At 69.9% G+C, this 21635-nt stretch carries 14 protein-coding genes and 1 tRNA gene; 14 read left to right on the top strand and 1 reads right to left on the bottom strand.

Going from position 1 to position 21635, the window contains the following annotated elements:
- Positions 1 to 16 precede the first annotated feature (16 nt).
- The 3 genes from V7053_RS09785 to V7053_RS09775 all read left to right on the top strand — a co-directional run bounded on the left by V7053_RS09785 (position 17) and on the right by V7053_RS09775 (position 2806).
- Positions 17 to 274 carry a hypothetical protein gene (locus tag V7053_RS09785; protein ID WP_334172091.1) on the top strand — a complete coding sequence of 86 codons (258 nt, stop codon included), beginning with the start codon at positions 17 to 19 and terminating at the stop codon, positions 272 to 274.
- Positions 275 to 360: 86 nt separating this feature from the next.
- A complete protein-coding gene (locus tag V7053_RS09780; RefSeq protein ID WP_334172090.1) occupies positions 361 to 2127 on the top strand; it encodes a glycoside hydrolase family 13 protein in 1767 nt (588 codons plus the stop codon).
- Between the two features lie 10 nt (positions 2128 to 2137).
- Positions 2138 to 2806: a DedA family protein gene (locus V7053_RS09775; RefSeq protein WP_334172089.1), complete on the top strand. Its 669-nt coding sequence runs from the start codon at positions 2138 to 2140 to the stop codon at positions 2804 to 2806.
- On the opposite strand, the gene V7053_RS09770 is transcribed toward V7053_RS09775, so the two are convergent.
- Positions 2803 to 3396, bottom strand: a complete 594-nt coding sequence (locus V7053_RS09770; RefSeq protein ID WP_334172097.1) for a TetR/AcrR family transcriptional regulator — start codon at positions 3394 to 3396, stop codon at positions 2803 to 2805. The genes V7053_RS09775 and V7053_RS09770 overlap by 4 nt on opposite strands.
- A 177-nt stretch (positions 3397 to 3573) precedes the next feature.
- Here V7053_RS09770 and V7053_RS09765 point away from each other — a divergent pair.
- The 11 genes from V7053_RS09765 to V7053_RS09715 all read left to right on the top strand — a co-directional run bounded on the left by V7053_RS09765 (position 3574) and on the right by V7053_RS09715 (position 21339).
- Positions 3574 to 3645 (top strand) — tRNA-Gln (locus V7053_RS09765).
- Positions 3646 to 3835: 190 nt separating this feature from the next.
- Positions 3836 to 5392: a bifunctional UDP-N-acetylglucosamine diphosphorylase/glucosamine-1-phosphate N-acetyltransferase GlmU gene (glmU, locus tag V7053_RS09760; protein ID WP_334172096.1), complete on the top strand. Its 1557-nt coding sequence runs from the start codon at positions 3836 to 3838 to the stop codon at positions 5390 to 5392.
- Positions 5393 to 6373, top strand: a complete 981-nt coding sequence (locus tag V7053_RS09755) for a ribose-phosphate diphosphokinase (RefSeq protein ID WP_334172088.1) — start codon at positions 5393 to 5395, stop codon at positions 6371 to 6373.
- 312 nt (positions 6374 to 6685) lie between these two features.
- The gene (locus tag V7053_RS09750; protein WP_334172087.1) at positions 6686 to 7270 is read left to right on the top strand and encodes a 50S ribosomal protein L25/general stress protein Ctc; all 585 of its coding nucleotides are present in this window, start codon (positions 6686 to 6688) and stop codon (positions 7268 to 7270) included.
- 221 nt (positions 7271 to 7491) lie between these two features.
- On the top strand, positions 7492 to 8076 hold the full coding sequence (gene pth, locus V7053_RS09745; protein WP_334172086.1) for an aminoacyl-tRNA hydrolase: 585 nt from the start codon (positions 7492 to 7494) through the stop codon (positions 8074 to 8076).
- A gap of 296 nt (positions 8077 to 8372) precedes the next feature.
- Entirely contained in the window at positions 8373 to 10991 is a 2619-nt protein-coding gene (locus tag V7053_RS09740; RefSeq protein ID WP_334172085.1) for a LuxR C-terminal-related transcriptional regulator, read from the top strand.
- A complete protein-coding gene (locus V7053_RS09735; RefSeq protein ID WP_334172084.1) occupies positions 10988 to 13639 on the top strand; it encodes a helix-turn-helix transcriptional regulator in 2652 nt (883 codons plus the stop codon). The genes V7053_RS09740 and V7053_RS09735 overlap by 4 nt, the downstream gene beginning before the upstream one ends.
- Before the next feature lie 338 nt (positions 13640 to 13977).
- Positions 13978 to 15354, top strand: a complete 1377-nt coding sequence (locus V7053_RS09730) for an aminotransferase class V-fold PLP-dependent enzyme (RefSeq protein WP_334172083.1) — start codon at positions 13978 to 13980, stop codon at positions 15352 to 15354.
- Complete coding sequence (sufU, locus tag V7053_RS09725) at positions 15351 to 15800, top strand: Fe-S cluster assembly sulfur transfer protein SufU (protein ID WP_334172082.1); 450 nt, start codon at positions 15351 to 15353, stop codon at positions 15798 to 15800. The genes V7053_RS09730 and sufU overlap by 4 nt, the downstream gene beginning before the upstream one ends.
- Positions 15801 to 15971: 171 nt before the next feature.
- A complete protein-coding gene (locus V7053_RS09720; RefSeq protein ID WP_334172081.1) occupies positions 15972 to 18641 on the top strand; it encodes a helix-turn-helix transcriptional regulator in 2670 nt (889 codons plus the stop codon).
- Positions 18642 to 18708: 67 nt separating this feature from the next.
- Positions 18709 to 21339 (top strand): helix-turn-helix transcriptional regulator, encoded by a 2631-nt coding sequence (locus V7053_RS09715; RefSeq protein ID WP_334172080.1) that lies wholly within the window; start codon positions 18709 to 18711, stop codon positions 21337 to 21339.
- Positions 21340 to 21635 lie beyond the last annotated feature (296 nt).

Genomic DNA, 21635 nt, shown 5'->3' with positions numbered 1-21635 from the left:
GACGGGGAGCGAGCGCATGGGGAATCGGGCAGCAAAGGCACGGGCCAAGGCATGGGCAGCCGGCAAGAGAAGCGATGATTTCGGCGGGGTGGCCCGTGGGGACGCCGTGACGGTGGAGGGGCCCGGGGTATTCGTGCACGGGACGGTCGACGACGTCGCCCCCGACGGCTCGGTCCTGTGGATCCAGGAGAAGGACGGCCACGGCCGGCGGATGGTGCACGTCACCGACGACGCAGAGGTGCGGCGGCAGCGGGCGAACGAAGGCGTCGCGTAGCCCGAAGCCGACAGGAACGCGGGGGTATCTTTGCGTCAGGATCTTCACGCCTGTTCCGATCAAGCCGCGATCTCCGAGGGGTCCCCTTGACTGTTCGTTCCACCCAGCCCGAAGCTTCCGCCCGCGCTGCTCGCGAATGGTTCCACAGCGCCGTCGTCTATCAGGTTTATCCGCGGAGTTTCGCGGACTCGAACGGCGACGGTGTCGGGGACATCCCGGGCATCATCTCCAAGCTTGACTATCTCGAGCGACTGGGAGTCGACGTCGTGTGGCTGTCGCCCGTCTACAGGTCGCCGCACGACGACAACGGCTACGACATCAGCGACTACCAGGACATCGATCCCGTCTTCGGGAGCCTCTCCGACCTCGACGAGCTCATCGCCGCCCTGCACGAGCGCGGAATGAAGCTCGTCATGGATCTCGTGGTCAATCACACCTCGGACGAGCATCCCTGGTTCGAGGAGTCCCGCGCATCGAAGGACTCCGCGAAGCGAGACTGGTACTGGTGGAGGCCACCGCGGAGCGGCCGCGAGCCGGGTTCGCCCGACGCGGCGCCGAACAACTGGGAGTCCTTCTTCTCCGGCCCCGCCTGGGCATATGACGAGACGACCGGAGAGTACTACCTCCACCTCTTCTCCACGAAGCAGCCCGACCTGAACTGGGAGAACCCCGAGGTCCGCCACGCCGTCCATACGATGATGAACTGGTGGCTCGATCGCGGCGTCGACGGATTCCGGATGGATGTCATCAACTTCATCTCGAAAGACCCTTCGCTTCCCGACGGCCCTGTCCTGCCCGGCCACACCTATGGGAACGGCTCGGCGTCCTTCATCTGCGGACCGAAGATCCACGAGTATCTGCACGAGATGCACGAGGCGGTCTTTGCCGGCCGCAGCGGGGCCCTCATGACCGTGGGGGAGATGCCCGGCGTCACCGTGGACGAAGCCATCCTGTTCACGGATCCCTCTCGCGGAGAGGTCGACATGGTCTTCCAGTTCGAACACGTCGGCCTCGATCACGCGGGAAGCAAGTGGGAGCCGACCGAGCTGCGCCTGACCGATCTGAAGGCCTCCCTGGGCCGCTGGCAGGACGGCCTCGCCGAGCGAGGGTGGAACAGCCTCTACTGGGGAAATCACGACCAGCCCCGGGCCGTTTCCCGCTTCGGGGACGACGGAGAGTATCGGGAGCTCTCCGCGAAGATGCTCGCGGGGGTCCTCCACCTCCACCGCGGCACCCCCTTCATCTACCAGGGCGAGGAACTGGGCATGACGAACATGACGTTCGCCTCGGTCTCGGAATACCGCGATATCGAGGTGCTCAACCACTACAGGGAGAGCACCGAGCGTCTGGGCATGGCCCCCGCCGCAGCGCTAGCCGCCGTCGCCCGAATGAACCGGGACAATGCCCGCACGCCGTTCCATTGGGACGCGGGCGAAAATGCCGGATTCACGACGGGCACACCGTGGATCGCCGTGAATCCCAACGCATCGTCCATCAACGCCGACGAACAGCTTTCCCGGCCGGATTCGGTCTTCAGCTTCTACCGCGAGCTCGTGCGCCTCCGGCATGAGCACACCGTCATCTCCGATGGGGACTTCACCATGCTCCTGCCAGATGACGAAGAGGTCTACGCCTTCGTCCGGAGGCATCAGGACAAGGAACTGCTGGTGTTGGGCAACTTCAGCTCGGGCGACCGGTCCGCCGACCTCGATGACCCGACGTGGGCCGATGCCGAACGACTCCTCGGCAACTATCCCAGAGGCCAAGGCCTCGAACTGAGGCCCTGGGAGTTCACGGCCCTCCTTCGCACGCGAGACCCCGGTTCACTGGAACCCTCCAGTAACCACGGTTAAGATCACCCCAATGGGTTCCTTCGTGAGTGCGATCCTCGGTATGCCGCCGCTGCTGGCGTACCTCCTCGTGTTCGCGTTCGTGTTCGCCGAGGATGCCATCTTCGTCGGCTTCGTCGTGCCCGGAGAGACGGCCGCCGTGCTCGGCGGCGTCCTCGCGAATCAGGGGCATGCCGACATTTGGCTCATGGCCCCACTCGTGGTGGTCGCGGCCATCGCGGGCGACACGGTCGGCTACGAGATCGGCAAGCACCTGGGTCCCCGTCTGCTGAGCTTCCGCATCTTCGATCGCCACCGCAAGAAGCTCGAAGACGCGCAGGCGTTCCTTCGCAAGCGCGGCGGCTGGGCGGTGTTCCTGGGGAGGTTCGTCGCCTTCTTCCGCGCCATGATGCCGGCCCTAGCCGGTGCCTCGAAGATGCGTTACCTCAAATTCCTCGCCTTCAATGCGCTCGGTGGCCTCGCCTGGGGCGTCGGCTTCACCCTTCTGGGCTACATCGCCGGAGCGTCGTACGACGCCGTCGCGAAGACCGCGGGACGCGACATCGCCGCCGTCGTGCTCGCCATCGCCGCCATCGCCTTCGTCGTATGGCGCGTCCGCAAGAGCCGTGCCGAGCGGCGCAATGAGCGCGAGTACCGTGGCGGGAACACCAAAGCCGAACCCAAGGCGCAGGGGGACAGCTAGCCGGCCAGTTGCGGGTCCTTCTGCAATCCCGTCAGGCCGTTCCACGCGAGGTTCACGAGGTGCGCCGCGACCGTGAGCTTGTCCGGTTGCCGCGCGTCGAGCCACCACTGCCCGGTCATCGCCACCATCCCCACGAGCATTTGGGCGTACATCGCACCGTCGCCCGCGCTGAAGCCGCGGGCCGAGAACTCGTCCGCGAGGATGTGTTCCACGCGCACCGTGATCCGTTCCAGAAGCCGGGCGAGCGCGCCCGCGCCCTGGCCCGGGGGAGCGTCCCGCACGAGGATCCGGAAGCCGTCGCTCCGCTCCTCGATGAACGTCAGGAGGGCCATGGCGGCGCGTTCGAAGAGCACGCGCGGTTTCGTCTCCTCTCCGAGGGACTCGCCGATGGCGAGCAGCAGGAGCGCCGATTCCTCCTGGACGACCACGCTGTACAGGCCGTCCTTCGAGCCGAAGTGCTCGTAGATCACAGGCTTCGTCACGCCGGCTGCCGACGCGATTTCCTCGATCGTGGCGCCGTCGAGTCCCTTGGCGGCGAAGAGGCCGCGCCCCACGTCGACGAGCTGGCGACGCCGCGCCGTCCCGGTCATCCGGATCCTCGGGACGGCAGACTCGGCGCGCGGTTGGCTCACTGGACCATCCTAGGCAGCGCGAAGGCAGAATCTGCCCGGGCTGCCCTCCCCAATCCGAGCTCCTCTCCGGACGTGGCAGAATGGACGACTGTGCCGAGTGCCGCGGCCGGGATCACCCGGAGCGGCACGGCGCCCTCCGCCCTGGTGTAATGGCAGCACGCCGGCCTTTGGAGCCGTGCAGTCTAGGTTCGAATCCTAGGGGCGGAACGCGAAGGGCCGTCAGCCCCTGCAGATAGGCTGCCAGGCCGCTGCAGATAGGCCGTCAGCCCCCTGTGGATAGAATGGCGCAGGCCTGCAGCAGCACGCATCGCGACGATCAGGAGAACCAGCGACAGTGAATGCGGAGAACCCCGGACAGCGTCCCTCAGCCGACCGCCCGGAGTCCCCGCAGGCCGGGCTGGGTCCTGTTCCCTACGGCGCGGCGCGGCAGCCGACCGCCGTCATCGTGCTTGCCGCCGGGGCCGGGACCCGGATGAAGTCGCGCACCCCCAAGATCCTCCACGAGCTCGGCGGCCGTTCCATGGTCGCGCACGCTCTCGCGGCCGCCCGCGGGATCGACCCCCGCAGCCTTGCCGTCGTCGTCCGCCACGAGCGCGACCGGGTTGCCGAGCACGTCGCCGCCGTCGACGCCGAGGCCCTCATCGTGGACCAGGACGAGATCCCGGGCACAGGCCGGGCCGTCGAGGTTGCGCTCGACGCGCTCGCAGCCGCAAAACCTGAGGGGACGCCGCTCGAGGGGACCGTTGTGGTCACGTACGGTGACGTCCCCCTCCTCAGCGCCGAACTGCTCCGCGAACTGGTCGCCCTCCACGAGGCCGACGGCAACGCCGTGACCGTCCTGACGGCAGTGCTGGACGACGCGACCGGCTACGGCCGCATCCTTCGCGACGCCGACGGCGGCGTGGCCGCCATCCGCGAGCACAAGGATGCGAGCGAGGACGAGCGCACGGTCCTCGAGGTCAATTCGGGCATCTACGCGTTCGACGCCGCGATCCTCGCCGATGCGCTGCGCCGGGTCACGACCGACAACGCCCAGGGCGAGAAGTACCTCACCGACGTCCTCGGGATCGTGCGCGAAGACGGCGGCCGCGTCGCGGCGCTCGTGACGGAGGACCGCTGGCAGGTCGAAGGTGCCAACGACCGCGTCCAGCTCCAGGCCCTTGCCGCCGAGCACAACCGGCGGATCGTCGAGGAGTGGATGCGCGCCGGCGTCACGGTCGTGGATCCCGCGACGACCTGGATCGACGTCAGCGTGCGCCTCGCCGAGGACGTCACCATCAAGCCCAATACCCAGCTCCACGGCGCCACAGTGATCGAGCGCGACGCCGTCATCGGTCCAGACACGACGCTCGTCGACGTCGTCGTGGGGGAGGGCGCTACCGTGCGGCGCACCGAGGGCACGAAGTCGGAGATCGGCCCCGGCGCGAGCGTGGGTCCCTTCACGTACCTGCGGGCCGGGACGGTGCTCGGCGCCGACGGCAAGATCGGCGCGTTCTACGAGACGAAGAACGCGCAGATCGGTCAGGGAGCGAAGCTGTCGCACCTCGGCTACGTCGGCGACGCCGAGGTCGGGGAGGGCACCAACATCGGCTGCGGCAACATCACGGCCAACTACGACGGCGTCAACAAGCACCGCACCGTCATCGGCGCCCACGTCCGCACGTCGTCGAACACCGTCTTCGTCGCGCCCGTCACCGTCGGCGACGGCGCCTACACGGGTGCTGGCGCCGTCGTGCGCAAGGATGTCCCTGCCGGCGCCCTCGCCCTGAGTGTCGCCCCCCAGCGCAACGCCGAGGGCTGGACCGAGGCCAAACGGCCCGGTTCGCCGTCTGCCCTTGCCGCCGCCGCGGCAAGGGAAGCAGCCGCCCGGGGGCTTGCACCTGACCCGGCCGCGCTGGGTCCTTCCGAAGCTTCCCCCTCCGCCAGCACTCCCCCAACAGAAGAAGGCAAGTAGATGACCGAGATCACGGCCAACGGCGAGAAGCGTCTCGTCGTCGCGTCAGGGCGGGCCCATCCCGAACTCGCGCAGGAGATCGCCAAAGAGCTCGGCACCGAGCTGCTTCCGACGTCGGCGTACGACTTCGCGAACGGCGAGACCTACGTCCGGTTCGAGGACAGCGTCCGCGGTGCCGACGCGTTCGTGATCCAGGCCCACCCGGCTCCGATCAACGAATGGATCATGGAGCAGCTCATCATGATCGACTCGCTCAAGCGCGCGAGCGCGAAGCGGATCACGGTCGTCTCACCGTTCTACCCCTACGCCCGGCAGGACAAGAAGCACCGCGGCCGCGAGCCGATCTCCGCCCGCCTCATCGCGGACCTCTACAAGACCGCCGGCGCTCACCGCCTCATGAGCGTCGACCTGCACACGGCCCAGATCCAGGGCTTCTTCGACGGCCCCGTCGACCACCTCATGGCCATCCCGCTCCTCGCCGACTATGTGCGCACTCGGGTAGACCTGAACAAGGTCACCGTGGTGTCCCCGGACACCGGGCGTGTCCGCGTGGCGGAGCAGTGGGCCGAGCGGCTCGGCGGCGCGCCGCTCGCGTTCGTCCACAAGTCACGGGACGTCAACGTGCCGAATCAGGCCGTCTCGAAGCAGGTGGTGGGCCAGATCGAGGGGCGCGACTGCGTGCTCATCGACGACATGATCGATACCGGCGGGACGATCTCGGGGGCCGTCCAGGTGCTCAAGAACGCGGGCGCTCGGTCCGTGATCATCGCCGCCACCCACGCCGTCTTCTCTGATCCGGCGTCCCGGCGCCTCGCCGAGAGCGGCGCCCGCGAGGTCGTCGTCACCAACACCCTTCCGATTCCGGCGGACAAGCGCTTCGAGCAGCTCACGGTCCTCTCGATCGCGCCGCTCATCGCCCGCGCCATCCACGAGGTGTTCGACGACGGCTCAGTGACGAGCCTCTTCGACGGCCGCAGCTAGGGACCAGCGAGTAACAGCCAGGGACAGAGTCCGGTGAGCCGACGACGGCGGGTGCGCGCCCGCCGTCGTCCGGCTGGCCGGCCGCGTTCTGGCGAAGCTGGCGCCTCGCGGCTGGCGCCTGGTGGCTGGCGCCTCGCGGAGCTGGTATCTGTTAGACTCGTCGGCGAACCTTGGCGAGGGACCAGCGTGAACGTGCTGGGTCCGTGATCGACTGGGTCTGAACTTCTCGATGGAGTCTTCCGGCTCGATGGTGCTCTCTGTTCAGACGCCTGCTTTCGCGCCAAGCGATCTGACCCATCGAAGGAGCATTCCATGAGCGACAAGCTCGCCGCCCAGAAGCGCACCGAGTTCGGCAAGGGCTACGCCCGCCGCGCCCGCGCCGCCGGCAAGATCCCCGCCGTCATCTACGGCCACGGTGCCGAGCCGATGCACGTCAACCTGCCCGGGCGCGAGACCGCCCTCGCGGTCCGCGTCGCGAACGCCCTCCTCACGATCGACCTTGAGGGCGCCGAGCACCTCGCGATCGTCAAGGACATCCAGCGTGATCCGGTCCGCCAGATCATCGAGCACATCGATCTCCTCACCGTCCAGCGCGGCGAGAAGGTCCAGGTGGACGTTCCCGTTCACGTCGGCGGCGAGGCCGCGCCGGGCACGGTCGTCACCCACGAGACGGTTGCTGTGACGGTCGAGGCCGAGGCCACCCACCTGCCGACCGCGCTCGAGGTGAGCATCGAGGGCCGGGGCGCGGGCGAGCACGTCCACGCCTCCGACGTCCAGCTCCCGCAGAACGTGGCCCTCGTGACGGACGCTGAGACCATCATCGTCAACATCTCCGAGGCCGTTGCCGTGGCTCCCGAGGAGCCGGCCGAGGCAGGCGAAGAGGCCGCTGCAGAGTAACGGGCGCCTTTCCGAGGAGTCTGAGGCGGCCCGCCCCGACGAGGGTGGGCCGCCTCTTCTCTCGTTCTAGCGTCCGTGCGCCGGTTGTCCCACTCGGGGCGTCGCAGCGCGCGTCATGCCCACCGCGCGTCATCCCGACCGCGCGTCATCCCGACCGCGCGTCATCCCGACCGCGCGTCATACCCTCGCTCGTCATCCCACGTTCTGAAGGAGCAGTCCCCATGGCAGAGACCTGGCTCGTTGTCGGGCTCGGGAACCCGGGCCCGAAGTACAGCGGGAATCGGCACAACGTCGGCCAGATGGTCCTCGACGAACTAGCGGGCCGCGTGGGAGGAACATTCTCGTCGCATCGCTCGCGTGCCATGGTCCTCGAGGGTCGGCTGGGGATCGGTGGCCCCCGCGTCGTGCTCGCCAAGCCGCTCACGTACATGAACGAGTCCGGGGGCCCTGTCTCCGCGGCAGCCAAGTTCTACGGGATAAGCCCCGACCATGTGGTCGCGGTCCACGACGAGCTCGACATCCCGTTCGACACCGTCCGCCTCAAGCTCGGTGGAGGCGAGGGCGGCCACAACGGCCTCCGCGACATCTCCAAAGCCCTTGGCACGAAGGACTACTACCGGGTGCGGGTCGGCGTCGGCCGTCCTCCCGGGCGCATGGACGCCGCCGACTTCGTGCTGCGCGACTTCTCGCCCGCCGAGCGCAAGGACCTCGCCTTCGTCTTGGGCGAGGGGGCCGACGCCGTCGAGCTCCTCGTGCGGGAGGGCCTGCTCGCCGCGCAGCAGAAGCATCACCCCGCAAAGGCATAGGCCCCCCGCCGTCAAGTGCCGCGCGAATCCGAAATGAGGCACAGGCGTCACAATCGGGACTAAAGTCCCGGGTTTCGACCCCACGGGCGGCTCTCGGCCCCTCCGTTCCAAACTCTCGTTCCCCCTGCCCTACTGAATTGTCGCTTTTACGGGGTATCTTTTGGACACCTGCATGCGTGGGGGACACGGGAGGGGCAATGCGGTGGACAGCGGGGGTGTCGGAACGGCACCATGCTGGCGCTCGTGCGTTCGCTTCGGATCGGGTCCAGTGGGCTCGAAGCGTCCGGAGCGACGAGTTGCGAGCAGCGCGTGAGGCGCTGAGCAGCGCCCAGAGCTACGGGATTGTCGTAACGGGAGCGCGTGACATCGGCAAGGGAGCCTTCCAGACCGCCCTCGTCCGTTCCCTTGCTCCGGATCTCTACGCTCAGACCCTCCGCAGCACGATGGGCGGCACCGAAACCCCGTACGGGGCGCTCGCCCCCTTCCTCGCGCGGCTTCCTGACGACGCCCTCGAAAATCCCGCCGCCACCATGCGCGGGATCATGGAACTCCTGAGCGCCGACGCCGCTGGGCGCCCCGCCGTGATCGCCCTCGAGACGCCGGGCGGCCTGGACGAGCTCAGCACGGCGACGCTCGTGAACCTCATGACGACCGGGACGGCAAAGGTCGTCGTCGTCGCCAACCGCACGAGCGACCTGCCCCAGGACTTCCACTGGATGCTGACCGAGGGGCGCATCCGCGAGATCCAGCTCGACCTCTTGGGCGAGGACAAGACGGAGGAGGTCCTCGGCGAGGTGCTGGGCGGAATCGTCCCCCGCACCGTGGCCCGCATGCTGCACGCCATGGCGCACGGCAACCCCGAACTCCTCTACCGCATCATGGGTGACTTCCTGCAGGGCGGCCAGCTCCGGGCGACGGACGGCGTATGGACGCTCGCCGAGGATGCGGAAACCACGCGCAGCCGGGAGATCGAAGACGTCGTCCGTTCGCGGGTCGAGCGCGAGTCGCCGGAGGTGCAGGCCGTCATCGAGGCGCTGGCGTGCGCACGTCGGCTCCCGCTCCAGCGCATCACGACCGTCTTCGGGGTGGACGTCATCTCGGTGATGGACGAGGCCGGTCTCATCGCCGTCGACGAGAACGAGCACCACTCCGTCTCCCTCTCGGACCCCGTCATGGAAGAGGTCGTGCGCGGGTGGCTGAGCATCCCGCGGCGTCGCGAGCTCCGGGCGAAGATCATCGGGGACGAGGAGCCCTCGCTCGCGAGTCTCGGCGTCGTCGAGCTCCTCGGCTACGCCGCGTGGACCCGCGAGTGCCATGCCGCCCTCGCGCCGTCGCACGCCGTGGCCGCCGCCGGTGCCGCGCTGCGCCTCCATGATCCTCATTTCGCGCTCGACTGCCTCGAAGGCGTTCCGCGCGCTCCCGCCACCTGGGCCACCGTCCAGCTGCTGCGGGCCTACGCCTATCTGGCGCTCGGGCTCCCCGTGCAGGCCCACCTCCTCCTCGAGCAGGTGACGGAAGAGGAGCTCTCCTCCGTCCCCCCGGTTGCCTACGCCCATTTCATCGAGGCCATGGCCGCCGTCAAGCGCTCGACGCCGGGCCGCGACGGCGAGGTGGCGGCCCTGTTCGACGAGGCCCGTGCCCGACTCCTCGTGAACTCGAGCCTCGGCGATGTCTCCGACGAGGACGTGCGGCGGGCGCGCGCAGTGCTCGACCTCGCCGAGTTCGCGGATGCCGCCTATCGCGGTGACCAAGCCAAGGTGCTCGACAGGCTCGAGGCAGCGGCCGCCGGAGTCCCCGGGGGCGACGACGAGCTGCGGCTGCGCTCGGCGTGCTTGCTCATGCAGGCGCAGGTCGTTCTGGGGCGCGAGGACGAGGCGCTCGCCACCTTCCACCGCGTCTCGAGCGAGCTCGCGAGCCCGGCCGGCACCATCAGGGTCCGCCAGGATTTCGTCAGCCGCGGCTTCGACGTCCTCCTCTTCAACGGCCACTGGCGCCAAGCGCTCGCGCTCGTGCGCTCGGCCGGCTTCGAGACTGTCCCAAGCCTTCGATTCTCAGGCGCCCACTACGAGTTCGCCTCGGGCCTCGCCCTCGTCTACGCGGGCCGCGGTTCGGAGGCCATCTCACCGCTGCTCGCCGCGATCGCGCAGCTCGAGCAGGGCAACGTGCGGGCCACCCTCGGCTGCGCCTACGCCGCGACCGCGTTTGCGTTCGCCCAGCAGGGCGACAGCGCGGCCGCCCGCAGTTATCTCGACCGCCTCGAAGGGTGGTCCGCGCCCACGAGCTACACGTTGCGCTCCTCCACCGAGTTCTGCGCCGACATGGCGCGCCGATGGATCGGTGAGCGGGGAGCCGCGCAGCGGCTCGTCGAGGCCGCGAAGGAGGACATCGCGGCGGGACGCTGGACGATGGCAGGCGTCCGGCTCGTCGGTGCGACCGTTGAGACCGGCCATGAGGAGCTGACGCTGCTCGAGGAAGTCTGCGGGCACCGGCAGGGCGCGCTCGCCGAGATCGGCCGGCGGCTCGCGCGTGGGACGCGGCTCCGCAACCTCCAAGACCTTGTGGCGGCGTCGGACCTCGCCGCGGGACTCGAGCTCGACACCCTCGAATCCCGGTGCACCGCCGTCGCCCTCGACGTGGCCCGGGACACGGGCGACGTCCGCTCGGCAAGGATCCTGCAAGCACGGCTCGACCGGCTCACCGGACTCGTGGAAGTCCTCCCGGTGGTGCCCCAGAGCCTCGGACCGCTGCTCACAGCGCGGGAAAGGGAGGTGGCCGTGCTCGCGGCACGCGGCGAATCGAACCGGACTATCGCAGATGAGATGGGCCTCTCCGTCCGTACTGTCGAGGGCCACCTCTATCAGGTCTTCTCGAAACTCGGTATCACGTCCCGCGCCGAACTGGCGGGGCTCCTGTGAGCGGCCTAGCCTTCGTCGGGCGTTCGCGAGAGGTTGCCCAGTGCGTCGCCATGCTCCGTGACAGTGTGCCCGCTCTCCTCGTCCTCGGCGAGACGGGCGTGGGCAAGTCTGCGCTCGTGGCCGCCGTGCGCGCCGAGCTCGGCGACTACGCCGAGACGTTCGAGATCCACGGAAGCCCGTCGCTCCAGCGCGTGCCGTACGGCGTCCTCGCGCCGTTCCTCGGCGGCCTGCCCACCGAGAGGGCCGGCTCCCGCATCGCCGTGCTGCGCACGTTCTGGCGCCGGGTCGAGGAACTGCGGACGCAGAGCGACGGCCGTCTGGTCCTCATCATCGACGACGCCCACTCGATCGACACGCTCACCGCCGAAGTGGTCGCCGAGCTCGTCGGGGCCGGGTGGGCCCAGGCGCTCGTCACATCCCCTGACGGCGCGCTTCTTCCGCCGCCGCTCATGCAGCTTTGGATCGACGGAGGGGCGGAGCGCCTCGACCTCGAGCCCTTCACGGCCGCAGAGGCCGCGACCTTCCTCGAAGCCGCGCTCGGCAGCCGGGTGCTCCCGTCCACGGCACGCCGGCTCTGGCGCGACTCGCAGGGAAACCCGATGCTGCTGCGCTGCCTCATGGACGAGGCGCAGCGCGCTGGCGCGCTGGTCGAGCGGCGCGGGACCTGGCTGCTCGCCGCGGAGCCCGAAAGGCGCAGCGACGGACTGGTCGGCCTCGTCCGGGACCAGCTCCAGCGGCTCTCGGCCGAGGAGCGCGAGGCCCTCATGCTCGTCGCCATCGCGCAGCCTGCCCCCCTGAGCCTCATCGAGGGCAACTTCGGCGGTGCCGTCGTCCGCAGCCTCGTGCTGAAGCGGCTCGTCCTCCCGCCCGAGGGCCCGGAGGGCTCGCTCCGGCTGCGTCACGTCGTCTACGGGGAGGCGATCTTCCAGCTCATCCCGCTCATTCGCTCGCTCAAGCTCCAACAGCTCGCCGCGGTCCACAGGGCCCAGCAGATCTCGACCGCCGACGGCCTCCTGTGCGCCGTCTCGTGGGCCCTCGGCTGCGGCTTGGCCCTCGAGGAGACGACCTTCCTGCGCGCCGCGCGGCTCGCGGCCCGCCTGGGCGAGAACTCGCTCGCCCTCCGTGCGGCGGACGCCGTGACCTCGCCCGAGCTCGAGGCACAGGCGCGATTCGTGCGCGGGCTCGTCGCGTACACAGCCAACCACTACGGGGAGGCTGTCACGCTTCTCGAGCCCTCGGGGGACCTTGGGCCGGAGGGCGTGCTCGCTTCGGGTCTCCTGTGGCTCTACAGCAGGGACGCGCTCGGCCACGCGCACGACGACATCGCGGCGGACCTCGAACGTCTGGCCGGAGCGGCCGGACCGGGACCGTGGGACCTCCTTCGACTCGTCTTCGCGTCGGTGCGGGGCGACTACGTCAGCCTCGAGGTGGGCCTCGTGGCATGGCGGACGGCGTGGCGTGCAGGGGGAGCGACCGAGCGTTCTGCAGCCGAGCGCGGCGTGGCGGCGGCGCTCGAGGCCGAGGTCCTCGCGTGCCGCGGTCTCCTGCTCGAGGCGATGGCGACGGCCTCCCAGGCGCTCGAGCTCCTCTCGTCTGACGAGACCATGGGTTCGCTCTCTGAGTTCGCGGCCGTCCGGTTCGTCTATGCAGCCGTCTCCGCAGGACACTGGGACGCCCTCGAGTCGGTGCCGGCCTGGTTTGCGACTCCGCCGCTGCATGAGGATTCGTTCCAGCTCGGCGCGACCCTGCAATGCGCGCGCGGTCTCGCGCTCCTGCGCCAGGGACGCTTCGGGCCGGCGCTCGAGCTGCTCGAGCCCACGCTTGAGGAGCTCCGGATCTGCGACTCGCAGCACGTGTTCCGGCTCTGCGCGGCCGGAGCTGCCTATGCGGCGGCGCGGCAGGGCGACTGGGGCCAGGCAGCCGACTTCCTCGAGGACGCCCGGGCGCCCCACCGAGTGGCCGCGTCGATGATCCGCCCCATCGCCGAACTGTTCCAGGCCGCGGCCGCATGCATGATCGAACAGGATGAGGGCTCGCTCGCCGCGCTCGAATCGGCCGTCGATGCCGCGTCGCAGGGCGCTCGCCGGGACGTGTGCCTCCAGGGCCTCTTCCTCTGGTTCGATGTCGGCCGGAGGGACCGCCTGAACGAACTCCTGTCCGTGGCGTGGCCCATGGAAGGGCAGTGGGCGGAGGCCGGGGTCCTGCTCGGCGCTGCGTTCGACGAGGGCAGCGCGGACTCCCTGCGCGCCGCGGGCGACGCCCTGCGGAGCGCCGGGTTCCCGCGGCTCGCGCGGGAATGCTACGCCGACGCACTTGCCCAGCTCGAGAACACGCCATCCCGCGCCGATGCCCGTGCCGTGTGGGAGGGCCAGCGGGCGTGCGACACGGAGCTGGGGGAGACGGACGCCGCCGCGCAGCCTGCGGCACCGGCCGGGGAACTCACGCGTCGGGAGCGCCAGATCGTCGCGTTGGCCATCAGCGGTCTGAGCGACCGGGAGATCGCGGACCGGCTCACGGTCTCGGTGCGCACCGTTGAGGGGCACCTCTACCGCGCGTATTCCAAGCTCGGGGTGAGCAGTCGGGAGCAGCTTTCGTCCGCCGTCGGACTCGCCCCGGAGAATGAGTACACGGCTCCGCAGAGCAAGTAATGGCCGCTCGGCCGGCACGGCGCAAACGGGTAGTCGCCACTCATGCCCTCTGACTGCGATCGTGCGAGAGTTGTCCCACAGCCGATCGGGTCGGCTGATGGCACCGCCACCAAGGACGGAGCCGGCGACGACGGAACCTCCCCGAGACCAAGGTTCCTCCCCCAGCCGTCGCCGGCTCTTCTTTGTGCCGGCTCCTTGTGCCGGCTCCGCAGGGGCAGAAGTTAGGCTGGCCAGACCCGTGGGATCGCGTGGGAGAATGGATTGCGGCACGTAGCCGTAACGTAATTTACGAGATGCATTTCTCGGAACTCATTCTGCCCTGTGAAGGAGCCGCCACCGTGGCCCTCGTCAGCATCCCGGCCCCACTCCGGCCGGCCCCGGTCGACGCCGCGCATCCCTCCGACCTCGATGAATCCGAGGCGGAGCGCATCCGGCACGACTTCCCGGCCCTCGGCCTAGAGCTCAACGGTCGGCAGCTCGTGTACCTCGATTCGGGCGCGACGTCCCAGAAGCCGCGCAGCGTCCTCGAGGCGGAGCAGGACTTCTACGAGACGCGGAATGCCGCTGTCCATCGCGGTGCCCACGAGCTTGCTGTCCGGGCCACGGACGCCTATGAGGATGCCCGCGCCACAGTGGCGGCCTTCGTCGGGGCGGACCCCGCGGAGCTCGTATGGACGTCGAACGCGACCGAGGCCCTCAACCTCGTGGCCTACGCGTTCTCCAACGCCACGCTGTGGGCCGAGCGCGGCCGAGGCAGCGCTGAGCTGCGTCGCTTTGCGCTGGGACCCGGCGACGAGATCGTCGTCACGGAGCTCGAGCACCACGCCAACCTCATCCCCTGGCAGGAGCTCGCCTTCCGCACGGGGGCGGCGCTTCGCTACATCCCGGTCGACGACGACGGCCGCCTCGACCTTGCCGAGGCCTCGCGCATCATCGGCCCGAGCACTCGGCTCGTCGCGTTCTCGCACGCCTCCAACGTGCTCGGCACCGTGGCCCCTGTCGAGGAACTCGTCGGTCTTGCCCGTCGGGCCGGGGCGTTCACCGTGCTCGACGCCTGCCAGTCCGTGCCGCACCAACCCGTGGACTTCAAGGCCCTCGACGTCGACTTCGCCGCGTTCTCGGGCCACAAGATGCTCGCGCCCACCGGGATCGGGGCGCTCTACGGCCGCCGCGAGCTGCTCGACGCCCTTCCACCGTTCCTCGTGGGCGGCTCGATGATCACGACCGTGACGATGGAGCGCGCCGAGTATCTTCCGGCCCCGCAGCGGTTCGAGGCCGGAACCCAGCGCATCTCCCAGGCCGTGGCGTTCGCCGCCGCTGTCGACTACCTCCGCGAGACGGGGATGGAGCGCATCGCGGCACGGGAGGCGCGGCTCGGCCAGCGGCTCGCCGAGGGCATCGCCGCCATTGACGGCGTGCGGCTCCTCGGGCCCGCCCCCGGCGACGCGTGGTACGGGCACGCGCGGTTCGGCATCGCCGCCTTCGACGTCGCCGGGGTCCATGCGCACGACGTCGGCCAGTACCTCGACAGCCGCGGTATTGCCGTCCGCGTCGGCCACCATTGCGCCCAGCCCCTCCACCGCAGGCTCGGCCTCACCGCCTCGACGCGGGCGAGTGCCTACCTCTATACGACGGAGGCCGAGGTCGATGCCTTCCTCGGCGCTCTCGCAGAGGTCCGCAGCTACTTCGGACTGACTTCGAAGGCGGGTTCATGAGCCTCGACGCGCTGTACCAGCAGGTCATCCTCGAGCATGCCAAGGAGCGCCACGGAAGCGGCTTCGCCGAAGCGGAGGCGGGGGCGGCCGGCTTCGCTGAATCGCATCAGCTCAACCCTGTCTGCGGCGATGAGGTGACGGTCCGGGTCGCCGTCGGCGACGGCAGGATCCAGAGCCTTCGCTGGGAGGGCCAAGGATGCTCGATCTCGATGGCGTCCGCGTCGGTCCTCCATGATCTGGCCGAAGGGGCCAGCCCAGAGGAATTCCGGCGGCTGGCCGACACGTTCCGTGACATGCTCCGTTCGCGGGGCCAAGTCACGGGCGACCCTGAGGTGTTGGGCGACGCCGCAGCCTTCGAAGGCGTCTCACGCTATGCGGCGCGCGTCAAGTGCGCGATGATCGCGTGGGTAGCTGCCGAGGATGCCGCACGGCAGGCGGGCGGCTGAGCGGAGTCTGAGGGGCGGGGCCCCTGTTCGGCCGGAGCCAGCGTACCCTGTTGCGGAACCCTGAGTTCGGCGTACGCTATGCCTGACTCGGTCGGCGCGTCCCCGCCGCTTCCGAGGGGGAGGCATGCGATGCTGCGGGATTCCGCTGTCTCGGTTCAGTCGGGACGGACTGTGAAGGCGCCTGCCGACCCGACCGAACGCCAAGCCGAGAGGCTCCGCTGGGCCATGCTCGTGCGGCAGGGCGAGCTCGAGTCGGCAACCCGAGCGCTCAAGGATCCCAGCACGCTCGGAACCGTCGTCACGGGACCGCCTGGCGTGGGGAAGTCGTTCCTCGCAAGCGCCGTCCTGTCGTCGCTCGGTACGAGTGTCTATCCGCTCCGCCTCCGCACATCGACCACCCGCCCGCCCTTGGCCTATGCGTGCCTCGGTGCCCTGCTCGCGCGCCTGCCCCACGGGGCGTCGTCGTCGCCCACCGGGCTTCTCCTCGCCGTCGAGCGCATGCTGCGGGAGGACGCCGCCGGGCGTCCCGTGGTTCTCGTGGTCGAGTTCGGTGGTGCGATCGACGAGGCGAGCGTCGGCGTCCTCCTCCACCTGCTGTTGAGCGGTACCGCCCGGCTGCTCGCCGTCGCCCAGCGAGCCACCGATCTCCCAGCCGACTTCCTCCGCCTCGTGCGGCGTGGCAGGCTCGTCGAGACCCCGCTTCGGGGCATAGGGATGCCCGAGACAAGGCGGCTCGTTTCCGCCCTCGTGGACGGCCGCGTCGCATCTTCGGCGGTGGGCGAGCTGCATCACGCATGCGGCGGCAATCCGGCCGAGGTGCAAGGGATTGTGCGGCGGGAGCGAGCTACCGGCAACCTCCACAAGAGGGGCGGTGTGTGGACTCTCGAGGCTGCTATCCAGCCCGAACAGGGGAGCGGAACGGACGAGATCATCCGCGCTCGTTGGGCACGCGAACCACAAGATGTCCGGGAAGTGATCGAGCACCTCGCCGTGGCGCGGCGCGTGCCGATCGCCGGTCTGGCGAGGCTGTTCGGTTCCGAAGTGCTCGTCGACATGGAAGATCGCGGGATCATCGCGGTCGATGCGTCGGAGCATCGGTGCGCGTATCTCCGTGAGCTGCGGATGGCGGAACTCGTGCGCGAACGCCTCGGTCCTGACCGACACCGCGAACTCGCCTCGCTCGCGTCTCTCGGCGGAGCGGCCGAGGAGTTCGGACTCGACCGTGAGGACCTCGTTTCCTACGTCGAATGGTCGCTCGATATCGGGAGCAAGGTAGGTCCCGAGCTCGTCGTCCAGGCGGCACGCGTAGCGGTCAGCCTGTTCGAGCCGCTTCGGGCATTGGAAGTCCTGGATCGTGCCGGCGCACTGCCGGACGCGCTCAAGGTCGAGGCGGCGTTCCACCGCGCGTCGGCGCTTTCGCTCCTCGAGCGCAAGGAGGCGGCGCTGGAGGTGCTCGATGAACTGCCCGACGACGCCGTGGAGCGCCTCGATCCGCTCGCGCGGGCTCGCTACGCCGCCGCGAAATCGGAGCTCCTCTCGTGGCTTCCGGAACACGGCAAAGCCCGCGAGCCGCTCGAAGCGGCCTGGGACGCGTTCGCGCGCACCCCGGATGCGGATGCGGGCGCGCTCCGCGACGCCGCAGAGATCCTGGACCTCGCAGAGTTCCGTGCGCAGGCGTTCCAAGGGGATTTCTTGCCGATTCTCGATGCCCTCGAAGCGGCCTCGGGCCGCGCCGGCTCGAGTGCCGAGTTCCGGCGGGAGACAGGGCTCCTGCTCGCCCAAGGCTGGGCAGCGTGCGGGCGCGAGGCGGATGCCGCCGCCCTCATCGCCTCCCTCGGCCTCAGTGCCCCCCAGCACGTGGACGACGACGGCTACGTTGCCGCGGCGTTTGCGGTCTGGATCGCGAACGGGGACTGGAAACGCTGTGTCGACCTCTGCGAGCGCTACGTGGATCGGGGCGGGCGGCGGCTGAGTCTCCGTGGAGGCCTCGCCGAGCTCTTCCTCGCCCTCCCGCTCGTGATAGCGGGGCGCGCGAGCACGGCACTGGGGCCGCTCCTGAATGCCGTCGCCCAACTCGAGGAGTTCCCTGCCAGGAACGCCCTTCGCACCGCTTACGCAGCCACGGCGTTCGCCTACGCCCAGATCGGCGACACGGGGGAGGCGCAGCGGTGCCTCGAATGTGCCAGGGCTGCCACGGGCAGCGCCCCGTGGCTCTTCGTCTATCTCGCGGAATTCTCCGAGGGAATGGCCCGGCGCTGGCTCGGCGACCCCCACGCTTCCGAGTTCCTCCTCGCGCACGCCGCCGAGGAGGAGGCTGCGGGCAGGGTCTCGGCCGCGGGCACGGAGGTCTTCGGAGCGAGCATACCCGGGACCGAACGCGAGTTCCTCTGGGTCGAGCGGCTCGCTCACCGACGGCAGGGGCCCCTCGCCCATCTCATGGCTTCGATCTCTGCCGCCTCGAGGCGCAAGGATCCCGAGGCGCTCCTCGGGGCGGCGGAGGTAGCGTACGGGATGGAGCTCGACGAGCTGGAGGCGCGCTGCGCCGCCCTCGCGCTCGACTTCGCCCGCGACCGCAGTGACTCCGCCGCCGCCGGTCGCGCCCAGACGCGATTGGACCGGCTCACACGCGTGCTGCCCATGCTTCCGCTCGTTCCCCAGGTCCCTGCGCCCGTCTTGACGGAGCGCGAGCGGCAGATCGCCGTCATGGCCGCCTCGGGCGCGACGAACCGGGACATCGCGGACGCGATCGGCGTGTCGGTCAGAACGGTGGAGGGCCATCTCTATCAGGTCTTCTTGAAGCTTGGGGTAGCGTCTCGAAGCGGACTTGACGGACTGGTCTGACGTGACCGCGAGTGTGGGGGTGCAGTTGGCGGGGACTTCATCCATCAGCGAAACGGCGCGGGAGGACGTGGCGGCAGCCGCGGCCGACGCCCTGCGCCGGGAGGGGCCTGCTGCTGTCCTGGTCGTGGGCGAGAGCGGTTCGGGCAAGACCCACCTGCTCGAGGGCATCGTCGCGGCGCTCGAGGGCAGTGTCGAGCTCATGCACATCCACACCGGGCGGAGCCTGCGCTCCGTCATGTATGCGGCCCTCATCGAGCGCCTTCCACCGCTCGGTCCCGACGAGGTCAAGGACCGGATCAGTGTGCTCCGTGCGCTCTGGACGGGGCTGGACCGCATCGCGGGCGAGGAGCGCCGCCCTGTGGTCCTCGTGGTCGACGACGCGCAGGACCTGGACGACGGGTCGGCGGGCCTCATCGCAGAGGCGGTTGCGTCGTCGTGGGTCAGGCTGCTCGCCGCGGGCACGGCGCGGGGAGGCCTTCCGCGGGACTTCCTCGACATGTGGCATGACGGGATTGCCGAGCGGATCGAGCTCGGCCCGCTCAGGGTCGAGGAGACGCGTGCCGTCATCCAGGAGCGGCTCGGCGGCCGCCCTTCGCTCACGGCGGCCAACGTCCTCCACGCGCTGAGCCGCGGCAACCCGCTCCACCTCCTCTCGCTCATCGACGAGGCGGTCGCCGCCGGGACGCTCGTGTGCCACGAGGGCATCTGGCTCCTGACGGGGGGCTTCGCAAGCAGTGGCCAGGCACTCGCAGAGACGGTCCGGAGTTCGATGGAACAGCTCTCGGTGGCCGACCGGGATGCGCTCATGCTCGTGGCACTCACTGAACCGCTTCCCCGCACGGCGGCCCGTGCGCTGATCGACCGCGACGTCCTCGACAAGCTGGGGGACCTGGGCTGGTTCGCGGATCCGGGAAACGACGGCCTCCAGATCCGTTTCCCCCTCGAGGCGGACGCGGTCCGGCGCATGACGACGGCGACCCGCCGCCTTCACATCTACCGGCGGGCGCTCGCGCTGGGCGGCGACGAGATCCGCCAGCCCGCGAACGAGCTCCGTCTGCTGGAGCTCGCCCTGGACACAGGTGCGCCGCTCCCCGCCGCAGAACTGGTGCGCGGGGCCGCGGCCGCCGTCCGTCGCTTCCGGAACGAGCTCGCCCTCCGCGCGGCTGCGCTCATCGACCGTGAGGCGGACCGGTCGCTCGCCCGCGGGCTCGTCGCCCGTGCCTATCTGAACCTTGGCGACCCCCACGCCGCGCTCGTGGAGCTCGACGTGCACCCCGCCACCCCGTCGGACGCCCGCGACGTCCTCGCGGGTTCCCTTGTGAAGTTCAGCGCTCGGGCCGCCGCCGGCGAGCTTGACCGTGTGGAGGACGACGCCGCGGCCCTTGAGCGTGCGGCCGACCTCGTAGACGGCCACTCGGGAATCGGCCTCCCCTTCGGGCCCGGGGCCAAGGAGTCCGTGAACCGCCGCGCGCGGCTCCTGCGGGGGCTCGTCGCGCTCGAGCGTGCGGACTTCGCGGCGGTCGAGGAGGCCGTGGCCTCTGATGGGCGGCTGCCGCGGGCCGCGGCGGCGCCGTTCGTGGAACGGAACCTCTGGCTCTTCATCGAGGCAGATGCACAGCTTGCGCGCGGCAGATATGAGACGGCGGCCCGCACCGCGGCGGTCGCCCTCTCGGAGAGCGGCGACGACGAGCACTTCCCACTCGAGGAGTTCGGGATCGTGCGCTACCTGTGCGCTGCGCTCCTCGCGGGCGACTGGGCGAGCGTCGACTCCGTCCTGAACTCCTACCAGACCCGGCACATGCGGCATATCCTCGTGTTCGGTCCGGGCCTGTATTGCGCGCGCGCCTACGCACTGCTCCGACAGGGCCGCGACGACGAAGCGAGGGCACTCCTCCAGGATGTGGTCGAGAACCTCGAACTGCTCGACCCGCTGCACCTTCTCGGCGTCGCGAATGCTTTTGCGGCATGGGCAGCTGCCGCGGGTGGCCACGCTGGGGAAGCACGCGAGCGTCTCCTGCGCGCCGAGCAGACGGCGGACGTGGGCAGCGCCGCAATGCGCGAACTGGCGGCGATGCACCGGGCCGGTGCCCGGGAACTCCTCGATCCGGGCACGGGGCTACCGGAGCTTGAGGCCATCGCAGAGGGAGATCGTCTGGCAGACCGGCCCGGCTGGGAGTTCATCGCCCGAGTCCTCCTGTTCGAACTCGGAGGCTCCGAGCCTGCAGGGCGAAGCGCCGAGCTCGCGACCGTGCTCGAGGGACCCTGGGCCGCGGCGTGGGGGGAGTGGACCCGCGCGGCAGCAAGCGGGAGCGGCGAGGGCTACTTGGCTGCCGCCGAGCTCTTCCAGAAGCTCGGGCTGTATCGCCGCGCCCGCGCGGCCTACGCGCGGGCGGCCGGCTGCTTCGACAGCGCCGGGGAAAGAAGCGCCGCCCGCCGGGCAGGCGCTGCGGCTCGGGCTTGTGAGGGGTTGCCCGGGGCGGGCGACGCCGGAGAGCAGGAAGAGGCGATCCTCGCCTCCCTGCGCTTGAGCCGCCGGGAGCAGGATGTCGTCGACCTTGCCGTCGAAGGCCTCAGCGACCGCCAGATCGCCGACCGGTTGCACCTCTCAGTCCGTACCGTCGAAGGGCACCTTCATCGCAGCTACGCGAAGCTCGGCGTCCGAAGCCGGGACGAACTGCGCGATGCGGTGGATGACTAGTCAACCAGCCGCCCCGGGCGGGAGCAGGACGTTGTCGACTCACAAGGCACTCGCTTGGCGCTAGGGGCTCTCTAGGGGCTCGGGGCTCTCTAGGGGCTCGGCGCTCCTTAGGGGCTCGGAGATCTCTAGGGGCTCGGCGATCTCTAGGGGCTCGGCGCTCCCCCCGGGGCTTCCTAGGCGCTCCCTACGGGCCCGACCCCCGCAGGGCGCCCGTGGGTGGTTGGCGGGTCAGTTCAGGGGCCTGGTTCGGGTTTCCGAGGTGCTCGCGGGTGCGTAGACCCGTACCCAGTCGATCT

The sequence above is a fragment of the Sinomonas sp. genome (genome assembly GCF_036848755.1).
Lineage (GTDB): Bacteria > Actinomycetota > Actinomycetes > Actinomycetales > Micrococcaceae > Sinomonas.
This window is presented reverse-complemented; position numbering and strand designations above follow the sequence as displayed.